The following is a 16,073-nucleotide window of genomic DNA, read 5'->3' as shown; positions in this document are numbered from 1 at the left end:
TTTATTCCCCCCTATTTTTTTAACATTATAAATGAAAACATTCTATTAGAGGTTTTACTTTTTCTATAGGAAAACCATTGATTTTTCTCATCACAAAAGGTGCATAAATCTAATATATGTATATTTTCTTCAAGTATATAGGAATTTAAACACTGTTTTTTAATACATGCTGTTAAATCTAATTTGTCTATGTGTGTAACATCTTCTCCATAAATATCTACATTTTTAAAATTATTTAATAAATCCTCTCCCACCTTATAACAGCATTTACCTATATGTGGTCCCACATAAACTATTATATCCTCACTTTTTATGGAATACTTGTCCATCATATTTTTTATAACTTTACTTACTATAAAGTTATAAGTGCCTTTCCAACCACTATGCACTGCAGCAATAACCTTTTTATTTTTATCAAACATAACTATTGGAACACAATCTGCTGTAAAAACACCTATAGCTACCAATTTGCTATTTGTGATGATAGCATCTCCCTCATGTATTTTACCGTCATAGTTAACTATTATATTACTATGAGTCTGATTTAAATAGCCTACATTATCTGCATTAAACCATTCTTTAATATTTTTAAGATTTTTTATTCCTTCACTAGTATTTTTATTGAAATTTAATTCTCCATTAGCTGTAGAAAAGTATAAAAGTAAATCTTCAGATTCTTCCCCTATAAATTTATACTGTCCTATATTTTTAATTAACATTTAACACCTCATAAAAGTTTTATATTCGTCCTAATAAAATTCATTTAATTTAAAATAGATTTTATTTGTTGTACATTAAGCTCTTTATTTCTTCCATAAAAGTATTAATATCCTTAAATTGTCTATATACAGATGCAAATCTAACATAGGCTACTTCATCTACATCTTTTAATTTTTTCATAATAATTTCTCCGATTAAATCTGACTTAACTTCTGTAATCATCTGATTGCTTAAAACCTTTTCTACTTCATCTGCTATTTCTTCTATTTGAGCTCTTGACACCGGTCTTTTTTGACATGCTTTAATAAGTCCCGCTACTATTTTAGTTTTATCAAAATATTCCCTGCTAGAATCTTTTTTTACTACTAAAATTGGGATATCTTCTATTTTTTCATAAGTAGTGTATCTTTTACTGCAACTTAAACATTCTCTTCTTCTTCTTATAGCTGTATTATCATCGGTGGATCTAGAATCTACAACCTTGCTCTCTTCATATCCACAATACGGACACTTCACTATACACGCCCTCCTTATAATATTATAATAACTATATTATACACTATTTTATTAAAAATTCTACTGTTCATCTATTAATAGTCCTTTAGGGCTCTGTATCAATATTACATCTACACCTATCTTTTTTATATATTCCCAAGGGATTTCTAAATCTTCATTTTTACTAAACCATGTTCCTTTTTCTCCTGGCAATATTATGGATATAACTTTATAGTCCTCTGTATCTATTTTAAAATCCTTTATAAATCCAAGTTTAGCTCCAGAATCTATATCTATTATCTCCATCATTTTTAAATTATTCATAGAAAACATATATTTCCCTCCCCAAAAGTTTATTTTAATAAATATCTATGAAATATTTATTAAAATATGTCATAAATAAAAAGGGTAGATTTTTATCTACCCATAAATTTATATGTATTTTCTCATATGTTTAAGAGCTGTTTTTTCCAGCCTTGAAACTTGTGCTTGAGAAATACCTATTTCCTCTGCTACTTCCATTTGCGTTCTTCCTTGAAAAAACCTAAGTGACAATATAAGTTTTTCTCTTCCATTCAATTTTTTCATAGCTTCTTTTATAGATATATCTTCTAGCCAATTTTCATCGTAATTTTTATTATCACTTATTTGATCCATAACGTATATTGCATCTCCACCATCATGGTATATAGGTTCAAACAGTGACACTGGATCTTGAATAGCATCTAAGGCAAATACTACTTCTTCTCTTGGCATTTCCAATTCCTTAGCTATTTCTGATATGGTAGGTTCCTTATTATTATGAGCAATCAATCTATCCCTTACCTGTAGTGCCTTATAAGCTATATCCCTTAATGATCTGCTTACTCTTATTGAATTATTATCTCTCAAATACCTTCTTATTTCTCCAATTATCATAGGAACAGCATAGGTTGAAAACTTAACATTTTGATTTAAATCAAAGTTATCTATGGCCTTTATAAGGCCTATACAACCAACTTGGAATAAATCATCTGCATTTTCTCCTCTATTATTAAACCTTTGTATAACACTGAGTACTAAACGTAAATTTCCCTTTATAAACTTTTCTCTAAATTCATTATCACCATCCTTCATTTTAATAAGCATTTGTTTCATTTCTTCTTCCTTAAGTATAGGTAATTTTGCTGTGTTTACTCCACATATTTCTACTTTGTTTACCATCATAATATTCTCGCCCCTTTGTTATACTCGCATTTTAATTATTTCCTTTGTGGGCGATTTTTATACTAATAGACAAACTATAACATTCTACTAATCTCTTTTTTTAATTTTTTAATTATCCTTTTTTCCAATCTAGATATATAAGATTGAGATATACCAAGGGAATCTGCAACTTCCTTTTGCGTTCTCTCCTTCTTTCCATTTAACCCGAATCTCATTTTTACTATTTCTTTTTCTCGGGTATTTAATTTTTTCATAGCTAAAAGAAGTAATTGTTTATCAATTTCCTCTTCAATAAGTTCATATACTTCATCACTATCTGATCCTAATATATCAGAAAGAAGCAGCTCATTACCATCCCAATCAATATTTAAAGGCTCATAGAAGGATATTTCAGCTTTCACCTTGCTGTTACGTCTTAAATACATTAATATTTCATTTTCTATGCATCTAGATGCATAGGTAGCTAATTTTATATTTTTTCTTGGATCAAAAGTATTTACTGCTTTTATAAGTCCTATAGTTCCTACAGATATCAAATCCTCAATACTTATTCCTGTATTTTCAAATTTTCGTGCAATATATACAACCAATCGTAAATTTCTCTCGATTAATGTACTTCTAACACTTTCATCTCCTAACATTAATTTGTTTACAAGTTCCTCTTCTTCTTCTTTAGTAAGAGGAGGAGGAAGGGCATCACTTCCTCCTATGTAATATACCTTTTTTATAAATATTTTAAACTTGCTTAATAAATGATTTAGTAGTACTTTTATTTTGAACATAATATCCCCCCATCACTCAAATATTCCCCTTGATAGTAACGCATTGTAGTCATTATCTTTACTTAATTTATTATCACATAAAGCAATAATAACTTGCTTTTTTTCTTCTTTAAAACCTTCCCTATAAATATTTATGTATACGGGTTTAAATGCCTCCATTCTACCACACTCACCATTTACAAATTTATAGGATATATAGAGTTTGTCTTTGTTATTTTCCACATATGGAATCTGATTCTTTTCTACCACTATAACTGGTAAGTTTGTAACAGGTTCTCTAAGTTCATTTCCTGTATCTAGAAAAGCTTTTATTAATTTATTATATCTATCAGTAACTATCTCTACATTGTATATGAGGTTTTTAATTATTTTTCTATCTTTAACATATGCAATTATTCTATTTATAAAAATATATATTATCATAGAAGATAAAATTAACTTTTTATAAGAAAAATCATCTAAAAATATTCCATTAAAATTACATAATTCTTTATTGTTCATTTGAAAAAATAAACATATTCCTGCTAAAAGCATAGAATAGGCAATAAAAATTACTAATGCTTTTAAAATAAACCTAATTGACTTAGCCCCATAAGCTATTACTATCATTAATAGGGCTATAAATATTTTAAAGGGTAAAAAGCTCAAAAAATTGGATTTTAAATATAAAATAATAACTACATAAAAAGCTCCAATTGAAGAAGCAATAATTAATCTTCTAAAATATATTTTTGTTTTAACTGTGGATGCTGTTATATATAAAAAAAATAAATTTACTATTAAATTTTCTATAAAAATAACATCTACATATACAATCAAATTTAACACCCCTAAACATATTATATATGTTTATATATTAAAATTTTGTCATTTTATAACATAGAATATTTTTTTTATTATACTATTTTCCCTATATAAAATTATTTTTATATAAATATAAACATAACTCGTATATATTTGAGTATAAAAACAAAATACTAAATTTGTTTATAAAATAAAAAAAGTGTCCTAAGACACTTTTTCACTTGAATATTTAGCTATTACTTTTATCTATTTCTTCTTAAAAAAGTAGGTATTTCTAAATCATCATTGGGACAGTTTTTATCTGAAGCTACCTCATCTGTAGCTGTTTTAGCATTGTTTCTTCCATTTGGAGAAAAAATGCCAAAGTCCTTTTCAGCGGAAAAACTATTTTGAGCATTAATTTTTTCTTGCTCAAATCCTGTTGCAATTACAGTAATTCTTAATTCATCTTTTAAATTTTCATCAATAACAGCACCAAAAATTATATTAGCTTCTGGATCTGCTGCTTCTTGAACTATTCCTGCAGCTTCATTTATCTCTAACAATCCTAAATCTCCACCGCCAGTTATGTTTAATAAAACTCCAGTGGCACCTACTATAGAAGTTTCTAGTAAAGGACTAGATATAGCTTGCTTTGCAGCTTCCTGAGCTCTGTTATCTCCAGTTCCTCTACCAACTCCCATGTGAGCAAGTCCCCTGTCTAACATAATAGTCCTAACATCTGCAAAGTCCAAATTTACAAGTCCAGGTATAGTTATTAAATCAGATATACCTTGTACACCTTGTTTTAATACATCATCCGCTAATTTAAAAGAATCCATTAAAGAAGTCTTTTTATCAACCATTGTTAATAATCTTTCGTTTGGTATAGTAACAAGTGTATCAACTCTATCTTTTAAATTTTTAATTCCCATTTCTGCATGAATCATTCTCTTTCTTCCCTCAAAAGGAAATGGTTTTGTTACTACTCCAACAGTCAATATACCCATTGATTTAGCTATTTCCGCAACTACCGGAGCTGCACCAGTACCTGTGCCGCCGCCCATACCAGCTGTTATAAATACCATATCTGCGCCTTTAATAGCTTGAGAAATTTCATCTTTACTTTCCTCTGCTGCCTTTTGTCCAATTTCAGGATTAGCACCAGCTCCAAGCCCTTTTGTTAATTTATCGCCTATCTGAATCTTTTGCGAAGCTTGAGATAACATTAAAGCCTGCTTGTCTGTATTTATAGCTATAAATTCAACATTTCTTAATCCTTCTACTATCATTCTGTTGACCGCATTGTTTCCTCCGCCGCCACAACCTATTACCTTTATTTGAGCAAATTGCTGAACATCTACATCAAAATCTAGCACAATAATACCTCCTCATTAAAAGAAATCCGTTAAAAAATCACGTATTTTTGTTAAAAATTTTTTATTACCATTTTCAAATGAATCTTCGTCTTTTTTAATTCTTGTTCTATCAGAAACTTTTCCTTCAAAAACATTATTTTCTTCTTGCATATTTTTTGCTTCTCTTAAACTGTATCCTACATCTTTTACTATTCCTACAGCTGCAGTATACATAGGATTGTCCGCACCGGTAAAATCAACAGTTCCTATTCTTATATTTTTACCAAACACTTCTCTCCCCAATTTTTCAATTCCATAAAATAATGAAATACCACCACCTACTAAAACAATATCGCTTATTTCATTATAAACATCTGTATCCATAAGCTTTTTCTTGACAAATAGCAAAATTTCTTCTACTCTTGCCTTCATTATTTGATTTAATATTACATAATCAACCTCAATATTACTTCCATATTGAGAATTAATTTTCAACTTTTTATTTTCTTCATTTCCATTTACATTCAAATTTCCATATTTAAGCTTAAGTTCTTCTGCATCTAAATAAGGAATTTTTAAACATATAGAAATATCATTGGTTATATTATTTCCACCAAGAGGAACTACCTCTGTTTTTATTAAAACACCCTTTTTAAATATTGAAATACGAGTGTTCTCTGCACCTACATCAACTATAACATTTTTAAGTTGTCCAGCTTCTTCATCACAAACTGCCTGCCATAATGCTAGTGGTTGTAATACCAATCCAGATATATTTATTCCTGCTCTATTAATACTTTTTATTAAATTATTTATTACAGTGGTATTAGTTGTAATGATTTGACTTTCAACTTCTAATCTAAACCCATTCATTCCAATAGGATCTTTTATACTTTCATATCCATCTACTATGTACTGTAGTGGTATTATACCTACTATTTCCTTATCGGAGGGTATATTTATAAGTTTAGCAGATTCTATAGCTCTATCCACATCTTTTTTCTGAATTTCTCTCTCATCAGAAGAAACAGCTACAACACCCTTGTTATAAATAAGCTCACAAACTTCTCCAGCCAAAGATACATATGCATCCTTTATTCTAATATCTATCATTCTTTGCAATTGCTCTATACATTCCTTTATAGAATTAGCAGTTTCGTCTATATCAACTACTATAGAACGTTTTAATCCACTATTTTTAGCTGAAGCTACCCCTATTATATTAATTTGACCATACTTGTCTAATTTGCCTACTGCAGCACATACTTTAGAGAATCCTATATCAATTCCAACTAAGTAATCATTCATTTATGTCTTTTCCCTCCTTAAGAGACCATCTTAAACTAATATATTCAACACAAAAAGTATTTTTCCTTTTAAAACAGCATACTTTTTCTTCATATCCCTATATAATTTAAATTATATCATAAAAAATATGAATGTTAATTACTTTTAATAAAAATTCAATTAGATTTAATTTAATAAGTTATCTCATTAAAACAATAAAAAAAGAGAAAACTAAGTTTTCTCTTTTTTAATTAACCTTTTCTAAATCAGTTATTTTTATACTCCTAGTATGTAATGTATGTGACCATTCCTTATCATTTTTCTTAACGATTCCTTGAATAGATATTGGAAGCCACGTTATGGTATATATTGGATATATTATATAATACCAAAATATTTTAGGTTCTAGTTTTTTATCTAAAATAAGAATAAAAGGTGTATATATAAACTGTAATATACCTAAAAGTACTGCGGCTATAGTAATCATATTTATATTTACTGAATATACAACCGTATCAAAATTAGCTATTATGTCATAAGCATTCATAAAATATTTTGCACCAGATATTAACATAGATATTCCAACTAAGATTATAACTATTGGCTGTATACTATACAAAGCACAATCAAGAGCCTTTAAATCAAGCTTTTTAATGAATCTTTTCATTAATTTAAAGAAATATCTACTAGATACATCAGCAAAACCTTGCATCCATCTTCTTCGCTGACTCCAAGACTGTTTCAATGTCAAAGGTTTTTCATCATATATTATAGCATCATGAGCCCAACCAACCTTATAGCCATTTAACACTAACTTACATGAGAACTCCAAATCTTCTGTTAGACAAGTTGCACCCCATCCAAGTTCCTTCAATACTTCGGTATCTATACAGAATCCTGTACCACCTAGCTGATTAGATAATCCTAAATTGCTCCTTGAAAGCTGGAACATTCTGTTTGCTGCCCAAAATGATATGGAATAACTACCTGTTATCCAAGTATCCTTTGGGTTTTTACTATCTAAATATCCTTGTACTACCTTAAAACCTTCGCATAATTTTTTATTCATTTCCTTTAAAAAATTTTTAGAAGCAAGATTGTCTGCATCAAATACCGCTACTGCATCGTATTTTTTATCCATTTTTTTGAATATTATATTAAAAATCCACTCCAATGCATAACCTTTTCCTCTTTTTTCATCGTCAAATCTTTCAAATACTAATGCACCTGCTTTTCTTGCTCTTGAAGCTGTTTTATCTTCACAATTATCTGCTATAACAAAAATATCATACAATTCATTTGGATAATCCAGCATTCTCAAACTTAAAACAATATCTTCAATAACGACTTCTTCATTATGCGCTGCTACTATTAGTGCAAATCTCTTTTCAGGTTGTACCTCTTTACTATCTTTCTTTCTCCAAATTCCAAAAAATGATATACATAAATAATACATGGAGATTATAAATACAACTTCTGTAAAAGTTTTTGATAATGCGCTTATGATCCATTTAAAAATAATCACAAGAAATCCCCCCTAATTCAAAAGATATTTTAGCACAAATCCTCTTTAATTACTATAGTATTTTTAACAATTCACTTAAAATATATTAATTCTTATTAATTATTAATAAAATATTAAAATATTTTGAATTTTGCATACAATGAAACAATTACGTTGAACTCCTTCCTTTATAGTAGTATACTATATAATATAGATATATATACAATAATTATAAAGGAGGATATTTATGGATTCCCGAAAAAGTACAAAAAATTCACCAAAATCCAAATCACCAAATCATTCCCACAATAGCAAAAAAAATAAAAACATCTCTTCTAGAAACAAATTAGGAACTTTCTCTCTTAAATTCTTAGACTACGATACATTTTAATAAAAAAAGACCCTTTCAGGTCTTCATTACATGGAAAGCATTCTTATTAATATTTCCTTATCTGCAGAGTATGTCAAAGCCGTTTCATAACTTATTTTTTTATTTTTATATAACTGTACTAAGGACATATCCATAGTTTTCATGCCATATTTTGCCCCAGTTTGCATAGATGACTGTATCTGATATGTCTTTCCTTCTCTTATTAAATTTTGTATTGCAGGAGTTGCTACCATTATTTCTAAAGCTGCAATCCTTTCACTTTCATCAATTTTAGGTACTAATTGTTGGGAAATTATTCCCTGTATCACTGCTGATAATTGAACTTTAATTTGTTGTTGCTGATGAGGTGGAAAAACATCAATTATTCTGTCAATGGTTTTAGCAGCTCCTATAGTATGTAAAGTAGATAGCACTAAATGTCCTGTTTCTGCTGCCGTAAGAGCAATGGATATAGTTTCTAAATCCCTCATTTCACCTACTAATATTACATCTGGATCTTCTCTTAAAACTGCCCTAAGTGCGTTTCTATAGTCTAAAGTATCTTTTCCTATTTCCCTTTGATTTATAATAGATTTATTGTGTTTATGTAAGAACTCAATAGGCTCCTCTAAGGTTACTATATGAGCTGATCTAGTATTATTAATTTCATTTACCATAGCAGCTAATGTAGTACTCTTTCCACTACCCGTTGGCCCTGTTACTAATACTAATCCTCTCTGCTTACTAGTCATTTCACGAATTACATCAGGCATCTGAAGTTCATCTAAACTTGGAATTTTTAAACCCACAACTCTTATAGCAATAGCAGTGCTTCCCCTTTGCTTATATATATTTACTCTAAACCTTCCAACTCCTGAAATTGAATAAGATGTATCCATTTCGCCTTTTTTTAAGTATTCCTCATATAAATCACCTAAAATTTCTTTTGCAAAATCCTCTGTTTCTTTTCCATTTAATTTTTCACATTCTAACATAACTAAATTCCCATTAACTCTCATAGTAGGCGGAATCCCCACGGTCAAATGTAAATCTGATGAGTTGTTCTTTACAGTTATTTTTAATAAGTCATTTAATGTCTTCAATTTACATACCTCCGTTGATTAATTATTTATCACTAAGTTTTTCATTACATTAACTTATTCCTTCTATATAAAGTATTTTTTAATATAAAAAGCAAATTTAACCATACTTTTCTCTTTATCATTATATACTATATTCGTCTATTTGGTACATTTTTTTATAATTTTTTTTATTTTATTTATAATTTTACTTCATTTATCTAATTATTATAGTATTTTAACTCTTTATATAATTTTCTTAATGCTCTTTTTTCTAGTCTAGACACATAAGAACGTGATATACCTAACTGCCTTGCAATTTCTCTCTGGGTTTTAGGCTTACCATCCTCTAACCCATAACGCATCTTTATTATAAACTTTTCCCTTCCCTGCAATACTTCTTCAATTTTACTATATAATTTTTTAATTTGTATTTTACTTTGAACTATCTCTACTATTGAATCCTCGTCGCTACTTAATACATCCATGAGAGATATTTCATTTCCTTCCTTATCCACCCCTATTGGATCTTGAAGATATACCTCAGATTTAGTTTTTTTATTGTTTCTTATAAGCATTAATATCTCGTTTTCTATGCATCTAGCTGCATAGGTAGCTAATCTAGTTCCCTTACTACTATCAAATGAATCTATTGCTTTTATAAGTCCTATAGTACCTATAGATATCAAATCATCCACTTCTTTATTTGGATAAGAATATTTTTTTACAATGTGGGCCACTAATCTTAAATTTCTTTCAACTAATATATTTTTTGCTAATGCATCTCCTTCCTTTAGTTTCTCTAAATAGTATTTTTCTTCCTTTTGACTTAGTGGTTTTGGAAAGGTATTATTAGTAACATAAGCTATAAGAAAAGTAACGCTACTTAACATTTCTATTAAATTACTCATATACAGTAAAATTCCTCCTAACAGTGCTTATTACTATAATATGAACTATTTGGAGAAAAGTGCATGTACATATTTATATTATAAAAAAAATCAGTTTTGTAAAAATTACAAAACTGATTTTTTTTATTTATTTAATAATTGTTTTACTTTTGCAGTAATAATATCAATTGCTACTTTATTATGACCGCCTTCAGGTATTATTATATCTGCATACCTTTTAGTAGGTTCCGTAAACTGCATGTGCATAGGTCTTACCACATTTAAATATTGATCAATAACTGATTGCACAGTTCTTCCTCTTTCATTTATGTCTCTTACCAATCTTCTAATTATTCTAACATCCGCATCTGTGTCTACATAAATTTTTATATCCATCATATTTCTAAGTTCTTCATCTTGAAATACTAATATACCTTCTACAATAATTATATCCCTAGGTTCTACTTTTATACTTTCTTCTTTTCTAGTATGAAGTGAAAAATCATATATAGGTTTTTCTATATTTTTTCCTTCTATTAAATATCTCAATTGATTTATTAATAAAGTAGTATCAAAGGCATCTGGATGATCATAGTTAGTCTTAACTCTTTCTTCCATAGACAAATTAGTTTGATCTTTATAATAAGAATCCTGCTCTATCATAGCTATGCATTCTTCTCCAAACTTTCTATAGATCTCCTGAGCAATAGTACTTTTTCCCGAGCCTGTTCCTCCAGAAATTCCAATTAAAACTGGGCGATTCATCACTTCTCCTCCTTAGCTTTTATAATCATAGAATTTTTCTCTATATTCCTGTCCATCCTAACAGTAAAAAGCATCTGTGCAGAAGGAGCAGATTCAATTTTATTGCCTTTTATATCTCTCATATCCTCTAATATTATTTCTTCATTATCTCCATGAGGTTTTAAAATTTCAACCTTATCGCCATCATAGCATTTATTTCTTTGCTCTATGACTGCCAACCCAGTTTCCTGATTATATTCTCTAACTACACCTACTATATCATAATCTCTTATATAAGAAGATGATTCATATTCTTGTTTATTTTCATCATTAAAATAGAATCCTGTATAATACTTCCTATGACTAGGTTTCATAAGTATCTCCATCCACTTTTCATCAAACTTGTAATTAGATGGGTCTTTAAAATATTCATCCACTGCCTGCCTGTAAGCCTTCACTACAGAAGCTACATAAAAAGCACTCTTCATTCTTCCTTCTATCTTTAAAGAACTAGCTCCTAAGCTAACTAATTCCGGTATATACTCTATCATACACATATCTTTAGAATTCATTATATATGTGCCCTTTTGGTCTTCTTTTATCTCATAATATTCTCCTGGTCTCATTTCTTCCATTAAATAATATTTATATCTACATGGCTGAGCACACTGACCTCTATTTGAATCTCTACCAGTTAAATAATTTGAAAGCAAGCATCTTCCTGAATATGCCATGCACATAGATCCATGAATAAATATCTCTATTTCGCATCCCTCTGGAACTTTGTTCTTAATTTCTTTTATTTCCTCTAAAGATAATTCTCTAGCTAATACTATTCTTTTAACACCTTGTTTGTACCAAAACAAAGCAGACTTCCAATTTACATTATTAGCTTGCGTGCTTAAATGTAATTCCAAGTCTGGAACTACTTCTCTAGCTGTCATTATTATCCCAGGATCTGAAACTATTATAGCATCAACCTTTATATTATAAAGTTCTTTTAAATAATCCTCTAATCCATCTAAATCTTCGTTATGAGGAAAAACATTTAAAGTTACATAAACTTTTTTTCCTCTATCATGTGCATATTTTATTCCTTCTTTTAACTGATCATTGGAAAAATTGTCAGCAAAAGCTCTTAAATTTAACTTACTTCCTCCTAGGTATACTGCATCTGCTCCAAAGTCTATGGCTGCCTTAAGTTTTTCTAAATTACCCGCCGGAGCTAAAATTTCAGGTTTATTCATTCTTCTCCCTCCTTACTGTAATTGCTATTCCATCACCCATAGGTATTACAGATGTTAAAAGTTCTTCTCCATTTACCATTTGTAAATACTCTCTCATTCTCTTAACTATGGTTATCTTTCTACGTTTTACTAATTCATCTGTAGCTACCATACCCCTAAAAAGTACATTGTCAGCTACTATTAAACCATCTTTTTCTAATAATCTTAAACAATGAGGTAAAAAGTGATTATAATGTCCTTTTCCAGCATCCATAAATATTAAATCATATTTTCCATTTAAGCCTTCTAGTGCTTCAAGACATTCTCCCTGTATTAAGTTAATATTCTCTTCAAATCCAGACTTTACAATATTAATTTTAGCTAAATTAATCATTTTTTCATCCCGTTCAATTGTATCTATGTGCACATTCTCACTAGAACTTAAACACATTAAAATCGAAGAATATCCTATTGCAGTTCCTAGCTCTAGAATTCTTTTAGGCTTTTTAAGTTTAATCATAAGCTCTAAAAATTGAGCAGTTTCATTCTGAACAATAGGAACAGAGTTTTCCATAGCAAATGCCTCTAGTTCACTAAGTATTCCTTCCCTGTTTGGAATAATTTCTCTTAAATAGTTTTCAATATAATCATAAGTAATACCACTCATGTAAATTCCTCCAAATAATACCTAGTTCTATTTTATTAATATCCATATTTATTCATTGCATTTTTAAAATCTTCATAGTTATTTGTAAAGTAATGCTCTTTTGAAGCATCTTTTTTATATAGATAAAATAAATAATCAGTCTTCTCAGGTTTTACTGTTGCCACTAAGGATTCTTTTCCAGGACTACATATAGGTCCTACTGGCAATCCCTTTACATAATATGTATTATAAGGTGATTCTATTTTAGTATCTTTAATAGTTACCACCTCTTTGTGTTTACCAAGGGCGTATAATACGGTGGCATCAATTTGAAGCTTCATATCCTTTTTTAGCCTATTTTCTATAACAGAAGCAATTTTACTCCTATCACTGTCAACCCTAGCCTCTTTTTCAATTAGTGACGCCATTATTACTTTCTGCTGTACATCTTTTATTTCAATTCCCGTTTCATTTTTTATCTCTTCTAATACTTTTTCCATTCTTTTTACCATAGTATCTATTATTTTTTCAGCACTTGTATCTTTCTTAAATTGATAAGTGTCAGGAAACAAATATCCTTCCAAAGGATATTTGATATTTTTTTCTACTTTTATGTACTCTGGTAATTTATATTCATTACATTTTTTTAAAAACTCATCTTTTTTTACTAATTTTTTATCATCTAGAAGCTTTGCAATTTGCTCTACTGTATATCCTTCTGGTATAGTTACCTGTACTTCTAGCTCTTTATTCCCCTTGTTTAACATATATATAAATTCTTCTAAAGATGTATTTTTATTCACTAAGTATTTACCTGGTTTTGTGGTTAAATCTATTTTTTTGCCTTTTACATATATTTTTATAAAATTAGCATTAAAAATAAGATCTTTATCACTTAATTTATTTAATACCTTATAAAAGGTATCACCATTTTCCACATTTACTAAATAATTTTCCTTAACTTTAAATGGTGATTTAACCTTTTTAGTTATAATAGAAATTGAAGCCGTAAGTAAAATAATTATAGACAATAATAGAATTACTACCTTCTTTTTCACCTAATCACACCCCATTTTAAACTTTAATTTCTATTTCTAGCTACCATTCTCTTTCTCTCTGCACTAGGTAATACTCTTTTTCTCATTCTAATAGTTTTAGGAGTAATTTCAACTAGTTCATCTCCTGCTATAAATTCAAGACACTCTTCAAGACTCATGGCTCTAGGTGTTGTTAATCTTAACGCATCATCAGAACCTGAAGATCTTGTATTTGAAAGATGTTTCTTTTTACATACATTTACATCTATATCTTCTGCTCTAGAACACTCACCTACTATCATTCCTTCATATACATCTGTTGCCGCAGGTATGAATAACGTTCCTCTTTCTTGAGCATTAAATAATCCATAAGTTACTGCTTCACCTTGCTCAAAAGCTACTAGTGAACCTCTACTTCTTCCTGGAATTTCACCTTTAAAGTCGTCATATACATAGAAAACATGGTTCATTATACCGTTACCTTTTGTATCAGTCATAAATTCATTTCTAAATCCTATTAATCCTCTTGCTGGTATTTTGAATTCTAATCTTGTATATCCATTTACAGCAGAAGTCATATTAACAAGCTCAGCTTTTCTTGGTCCTAGCTTTTCCATAACAACACCCATAAATTCCTCTGGAACATCAATAGTTAAATACTCAATAGGCTCTTGTTTTTTTCCATTTTTCTCTTTAAATATTACACTAGGTTTTGATACTTGGAATTCATATCCTTCTCTTCTCATAGTTTCTATTAATATAGATAAGTGAAGTTCTCCTCTTCCACTAACTTTGAAGCAATCTGGTGAATCTGTTTCTTCAACTTTTAAGCTTACATTAGTCTCCAATTCTTTCATAAGTCTATCTCTTAAATGTCTAGAAGTTACATATTCACCTTCTTTACCTGCAAATGGTGAATTGTTAACCATAAAATTCATTGTTAAAGTAGGTTCATCAATATCTACAAAAGGAAGAGCTTCTGGATTGCTACTATCTGCTATAGTTTCTCCTATATTTATATCTGGTATTCCTGATACAGCAACTATATCTCCTAATAAAGCTTCTTCTACTTCTTGCCTATTTAATCCATTATATACATATAAATTAGCTACTTTAACATTTTCTATTTTTCCATCTTTTCTAACTAAAGCTACCTGTTGGTTCTTTCTAATATTTCCTCTTTCTATCTTTCCAATAGCTATTTTACCTACATATTCATTGTAATCTATAGTAGTTACCAACATTTGAAGTGGCTTGTCTAAATAACCTTCTGGTGATTTAACATTCTTCACTATTGTATCAAATAATGGTTCCATACTTTCCCCATCTTCATCTAGTTCTCTTTTTGCTATACCTGCTTTTGCAGAACAATAAACTATAGGGAAGTCAAGTTGTTCATCATCTGCCCCTAATTCAACAAAAAGATCAAAAACTTCGTCAATTACTTCCTCCGCTCTAGCATCTTTTTTATCAATTTTATTTATTACTACAATTGGTTTTAAATTTAGCTCTAAAGCCTTTTTCAACACAAACTTAGTTTGAGGCATTGGTCCCTCATAAGCATCTACAACCAAAAGTACACTATCTACCATTTTTAAAACACGCTCAACTTCTCCCCCGAAATCCGCATGTCCTGGAGTGTCAATTATATTAATCTTAATACCATTATGCATTACTGCGGTATTTTTAGCTAATATAGTTATTCCTCTCTCTTTTTCTAATTCGTTAGAATCCATTACTCTTTCTTCAACTTTTTCATTAACTCTAAATACATTACTTTGTTTTAATAGTGCATCTACTATTGTAGTTTTACCATGGTCAACATGGGCGATTATAGCTATATTCCTTATATCATTTCTAGTAAATATGTTCATTAGCAATTCCTCCAATATATTACAACTTTTTTCCATTTTTAACATTAAAAAATTGGATACAATTTAGTATCC

At 29.1% G+C, this 16,073-nt stretch carries 17 protein-coding genes; 1 reads left to right on the top strand and 16 read right to left on the bottom strand.

All coding sequences use genetic code 11. The features are described from left to right. Positions 1-11 precede the first annotated feature (11 nt). The 9 genes from pgeF to FGK85_RS01865 all read right to left on the bottom strand — a co-directional run bounded on the left by pgeF (position 12) and on the right by FGK85_RS01865 (position 8,156). On the bottom strand, positions 12-719 hold the full coding sequence (pgeF, locus tag FGK85_RS01905; protein ID WP_138203242.1) for a peptidoglycan editing factor PgeF: 708 nt from the start codon (positions 717-719) through the stop codon (positions 12-14). Positions 720-780: 61 nt separating this feature from the next. Beyond that, on the bottom strand, positions 781-1,236 hold the full coding sequence (nrdR, locus tag FGK85_RS01900; protein ID WP_138203240.1) for a transcriptional regulator NrdR: 456 nt from the start codon (positions 1,234-1,236) through the stop codon (positions 781-783). A 60-nt stretch (positions 1,237-1,296) separates the two neighbouring features. Next, complete coding sequence (locus tag FGK85_RS01895) at positions 1,297-1,548, bottom strand: YlmC/YmxH family sporulation protein (RefSeq protein ID WP_138203238.1); 252 nt, start codon at positions 1,546-1,548, stop codon at positions 1,297-1,299. Between the two features lie 99 nt (positions 1,549-1,647). Further along, positions 1,648-2,421, bottom strand: coding sequence for an RNA polymerase sporulation sigma factor SigG (gene sigG / locus FGK85_RS01890; protein WP_138203236.1), 774 nt, complete (start codon positions 2,419-2,421; stop codon positions 1,648-1,650). A 74-nt stretch (positions 2,422-2,495) separates the two neighbouring features. Then, positions 2,496-3,203, bottom strand: a complete 708-nt coding sequence (gene sigE, locus FGK85_RS01885) for an RNA polymerase sporulation sigma factor SigE (RefSeq protein WP_138203234.1) — start codon at positions 3,201-3,203, stop codon at positions 2,496-2,498. Positions 3,204-3,215: 12 nt separating this feature from the next. Then, entirely contained in the window at positions 3,216-4,022 is an 807-nt protein-coding gene (spoIIGA, locus tag FGK85_RS01880) for a sigma-E processing peptidase SpoIIGA (protein ID WP_138203232.1), read from the bottom strand. 227 nt (positions 4,023-4,249) lie between these two features. After that, entirely contained in the window at positions 4,250-5,365 is a 1,116-nt protein-coding gene (gene ftsZ / locus FGK85_RS01875) for a cell division protein FtsZ (RefSeq protein WP_138203230.1), read from the bottom strand. Between the two features lie 15 nt (positions 5,366-5,380). Beyond that, positions 5,381-6,652 carry a cell division protein FtsA gene (gene ftsA, locus FGK85_RS01870; RefSeq protein ID WP_138203228.1) on the bottom strand — a complete coding sequence of 424 codons (1,272 nt, stop codon included), beginning with the start codon at positions 6,650-6,652 and terminating at the stop codon, positions 5,381-5,383. Positions 6,653-6,878: 226 nt separating this feature from the next. Further along, a complete protein-coding gene (locus FGK85_RS01865; RefSeq protein WP_243122778.1) occupies positions 6,879-8,156 on the bottom strand; it encodes a glycosyltransferase family 2 protein in 1,278 nt (425 codons plus the stop codon). A gap of 226 nt (positions 8,157-8,382) precedes the next feature. Between FGK85_RS01865 and FGK85_RS15235 the strand changes: the two genes are divergently transcribed. After that, on the top strand, positions 8,383-8,526 hold the full coding sequence (locus FGK85_RS15235; RefSeq protein WP_171011301.1) for a hypothetical protein: 144 nt from the start codon (positions 8,383-8,385) through the stop codon (positions 8,524-8,526). Positions 8,527-8,552: 26 nt separating this feature from the next. Here FGK85_RS15235 and FGK85_RS01860 read toward each other — a convergent pair whose 3' ends face one another. From FGK85_RS01860 to typA, 7 genes are all read right to left on the bottom strand, one after another. After that, positions 8,553-9,608 (bottom strand): type IV pilus twitching motility protein PilT, encoded by a 1,056-nt coding sequence (locus FGK85_RS01860; RefSeq protein WP_138203226.1) that lies wholly within the window; start codon positions 9,606-9,608, stop codon positions 8,553-8,555. A 197-nt stretch (positions 9,609-9,805) separates the two neighbouring features. Further along, a complete protein-coding gene (sigK, locus tag FGK85_RS01855; RefSeq protein ID WP_138203224.1) occupies positions 9,806-10,495 on the bottom strand; it encodes an RNA polymerase sporulation sigma factor SigK in 690 nt (229 codons plus the stop codon). A gap of 123 nt (positions 10,496-10,618) precedes the next feature. Beyond that, complete coding sequence (gene udk, locus FGK85_RS01850) at positions 10,619-11,239, bottom strand: uridine kinase (RefSeq protein WP_138203222.1); 621 nt, start codon at positions 11,237-11,239, stop codon at positions 10,619-10,621. Further along, positions 11,239-12,465 (bottom strand): peptidase U32 family protein, encoded by a 1,227-nt coding sequence (locus FGK85_RS01845; protein ID WP_138203220.1) that lies wholly within the window; start codon positions 12,463-12,465, stop codon positions 11,239-11,241. The genes udk and FGK85_RS01845 overlap by 1 nt, the downstream gene beginning before the upstream one ends. Then, positions 12,458-13,111 (bottom strand): O-methyltransferase, encoded by a 654-nt coding sequence (locus FGK85_RS01840; RefSeq protein ID WP_138203218.1) that lies wholly within the window; start codon positions 13,109-13,111, stop codon positions 12,458-12,460. The genes FGK85_RS01845 and FGK85_RS01840 overlap by 8 nt, the downstream gene beginning before the upstream one ends. A 35-nt stretch (positions 13,112-13,146) precedes the next feature. Then, a complete protein-coding gene (gene mltG / locus FGK85_RS01835) occupies positions 13,147-14,148 on the bottom strand; it encodes an endolytic transglycosylase MltG (RefSeq protein ID WP_138203216.1) in 1,002 nt (333 codons plus the stop codon). A gap of 23 nt (positions 14,149-14,171) precedes the next feature. Beyond that, positions 14,172-16,001: a translational GTPase TypA gene (gene typA / locus FGK85_RS01830; RefSeq protein WP_138203214.1), complete on the bottom strand. Its 1,830-nt coding sequence runs from the start codon at positions 15,999-16,001 to the stop codon at positions 14,172-14,174. Between the last annotated feature and the right edge of the window lie 72 nt (positions 16,002-16,073).

The sequence above is a fragment of the Haloimpatiens lingqiaonensis genome (assembly GCF_901447495.1).
GTDB lineage: Bacteria > Bacillota > Clostridia > Clostridiales > Clostridiaceae > Haloimpatiens > Haloimpatiens lingqiaonensis.
The sequence above is the reverse complement of the archived record's forward strand: the minus strand, read 5'-3'. Positions and strand labels throughout refer to the sequence as shown.

Bases quoted from the DNA above. Each gene is read 5' to 3' on its own strand.
- pgeF (WP_138203242.1), bottom strand. From the start codon at position 719: ATGTTAATTAAAAATATAGGACAGTATAAATTTATAGGGGAAGAATCT.
- FGK85_RS01895 (WP_138203238.1), bottom strand. From the start codon at position 1,548: ATGTTTTCTATGAATAATTTAAAAATGATGGAGATAATAGATATAGAT.
- sigG (WP_138203236.1), bottom strand. From the start codon at position 2,421: ATGATGGTAAACAAAGTAGAAATATGTGGAGTAAACACAGCAAAATTA.
- sigE (WP_138203234.1), bottom strand. From the start codon at position 3,203: ATGTTCAAAATAAAAGTACTACTAAATCATTTATTAAGCAAGTTTAAA.
- ftsA (WP_138203228.1), bottom strand. From the start codon at position 6,652: ATGAATGATTACTTAGTTGGAATTGATATAGGATTCTCTAAAGTATGT.
- FGK85_RS15235 (WP_171011301.1), top strand. From the start codon at position 8,383: ATGGATTCCCGAAAAAGTACAAAAAATTCACCAAAATCCAAATCACCA.
- sigK (WP_138203224.1), bottom strand. From the start codon at position 10,495: ATGAGTAATTTAATAGAAATGTTAAGTAGCGTTACTTTTCTTATAGCT.
- udk (WP_138203222.1), bottom strand. From the start codon at position 11,239: ATGAATCGCCCAGTTTTAATTGGAATTTCTGGAGGAACAGGCTCGGGA.
- FGK85_RS01845 (WP_138203220.1), bottom strand. From the start codon at position 12,465: ATGAATAAACCTGAAATTTTAGCTCCGGCGGGTAATTTAGAAAAACTT.
- FGK85_RS01840 (WP_138203218.1), bottom strand. From the start codon at position 13,111: ATGAGTGGTATTACTTATGATTATATTGAAAACTATTTAAGAGAAATT.
- typA (WP_138203214.1), bottom strand. From the start codon at position 16,001: ATGAACATATTTACTAGAAATGATATAAGGAATATAGCTATAATCGCC.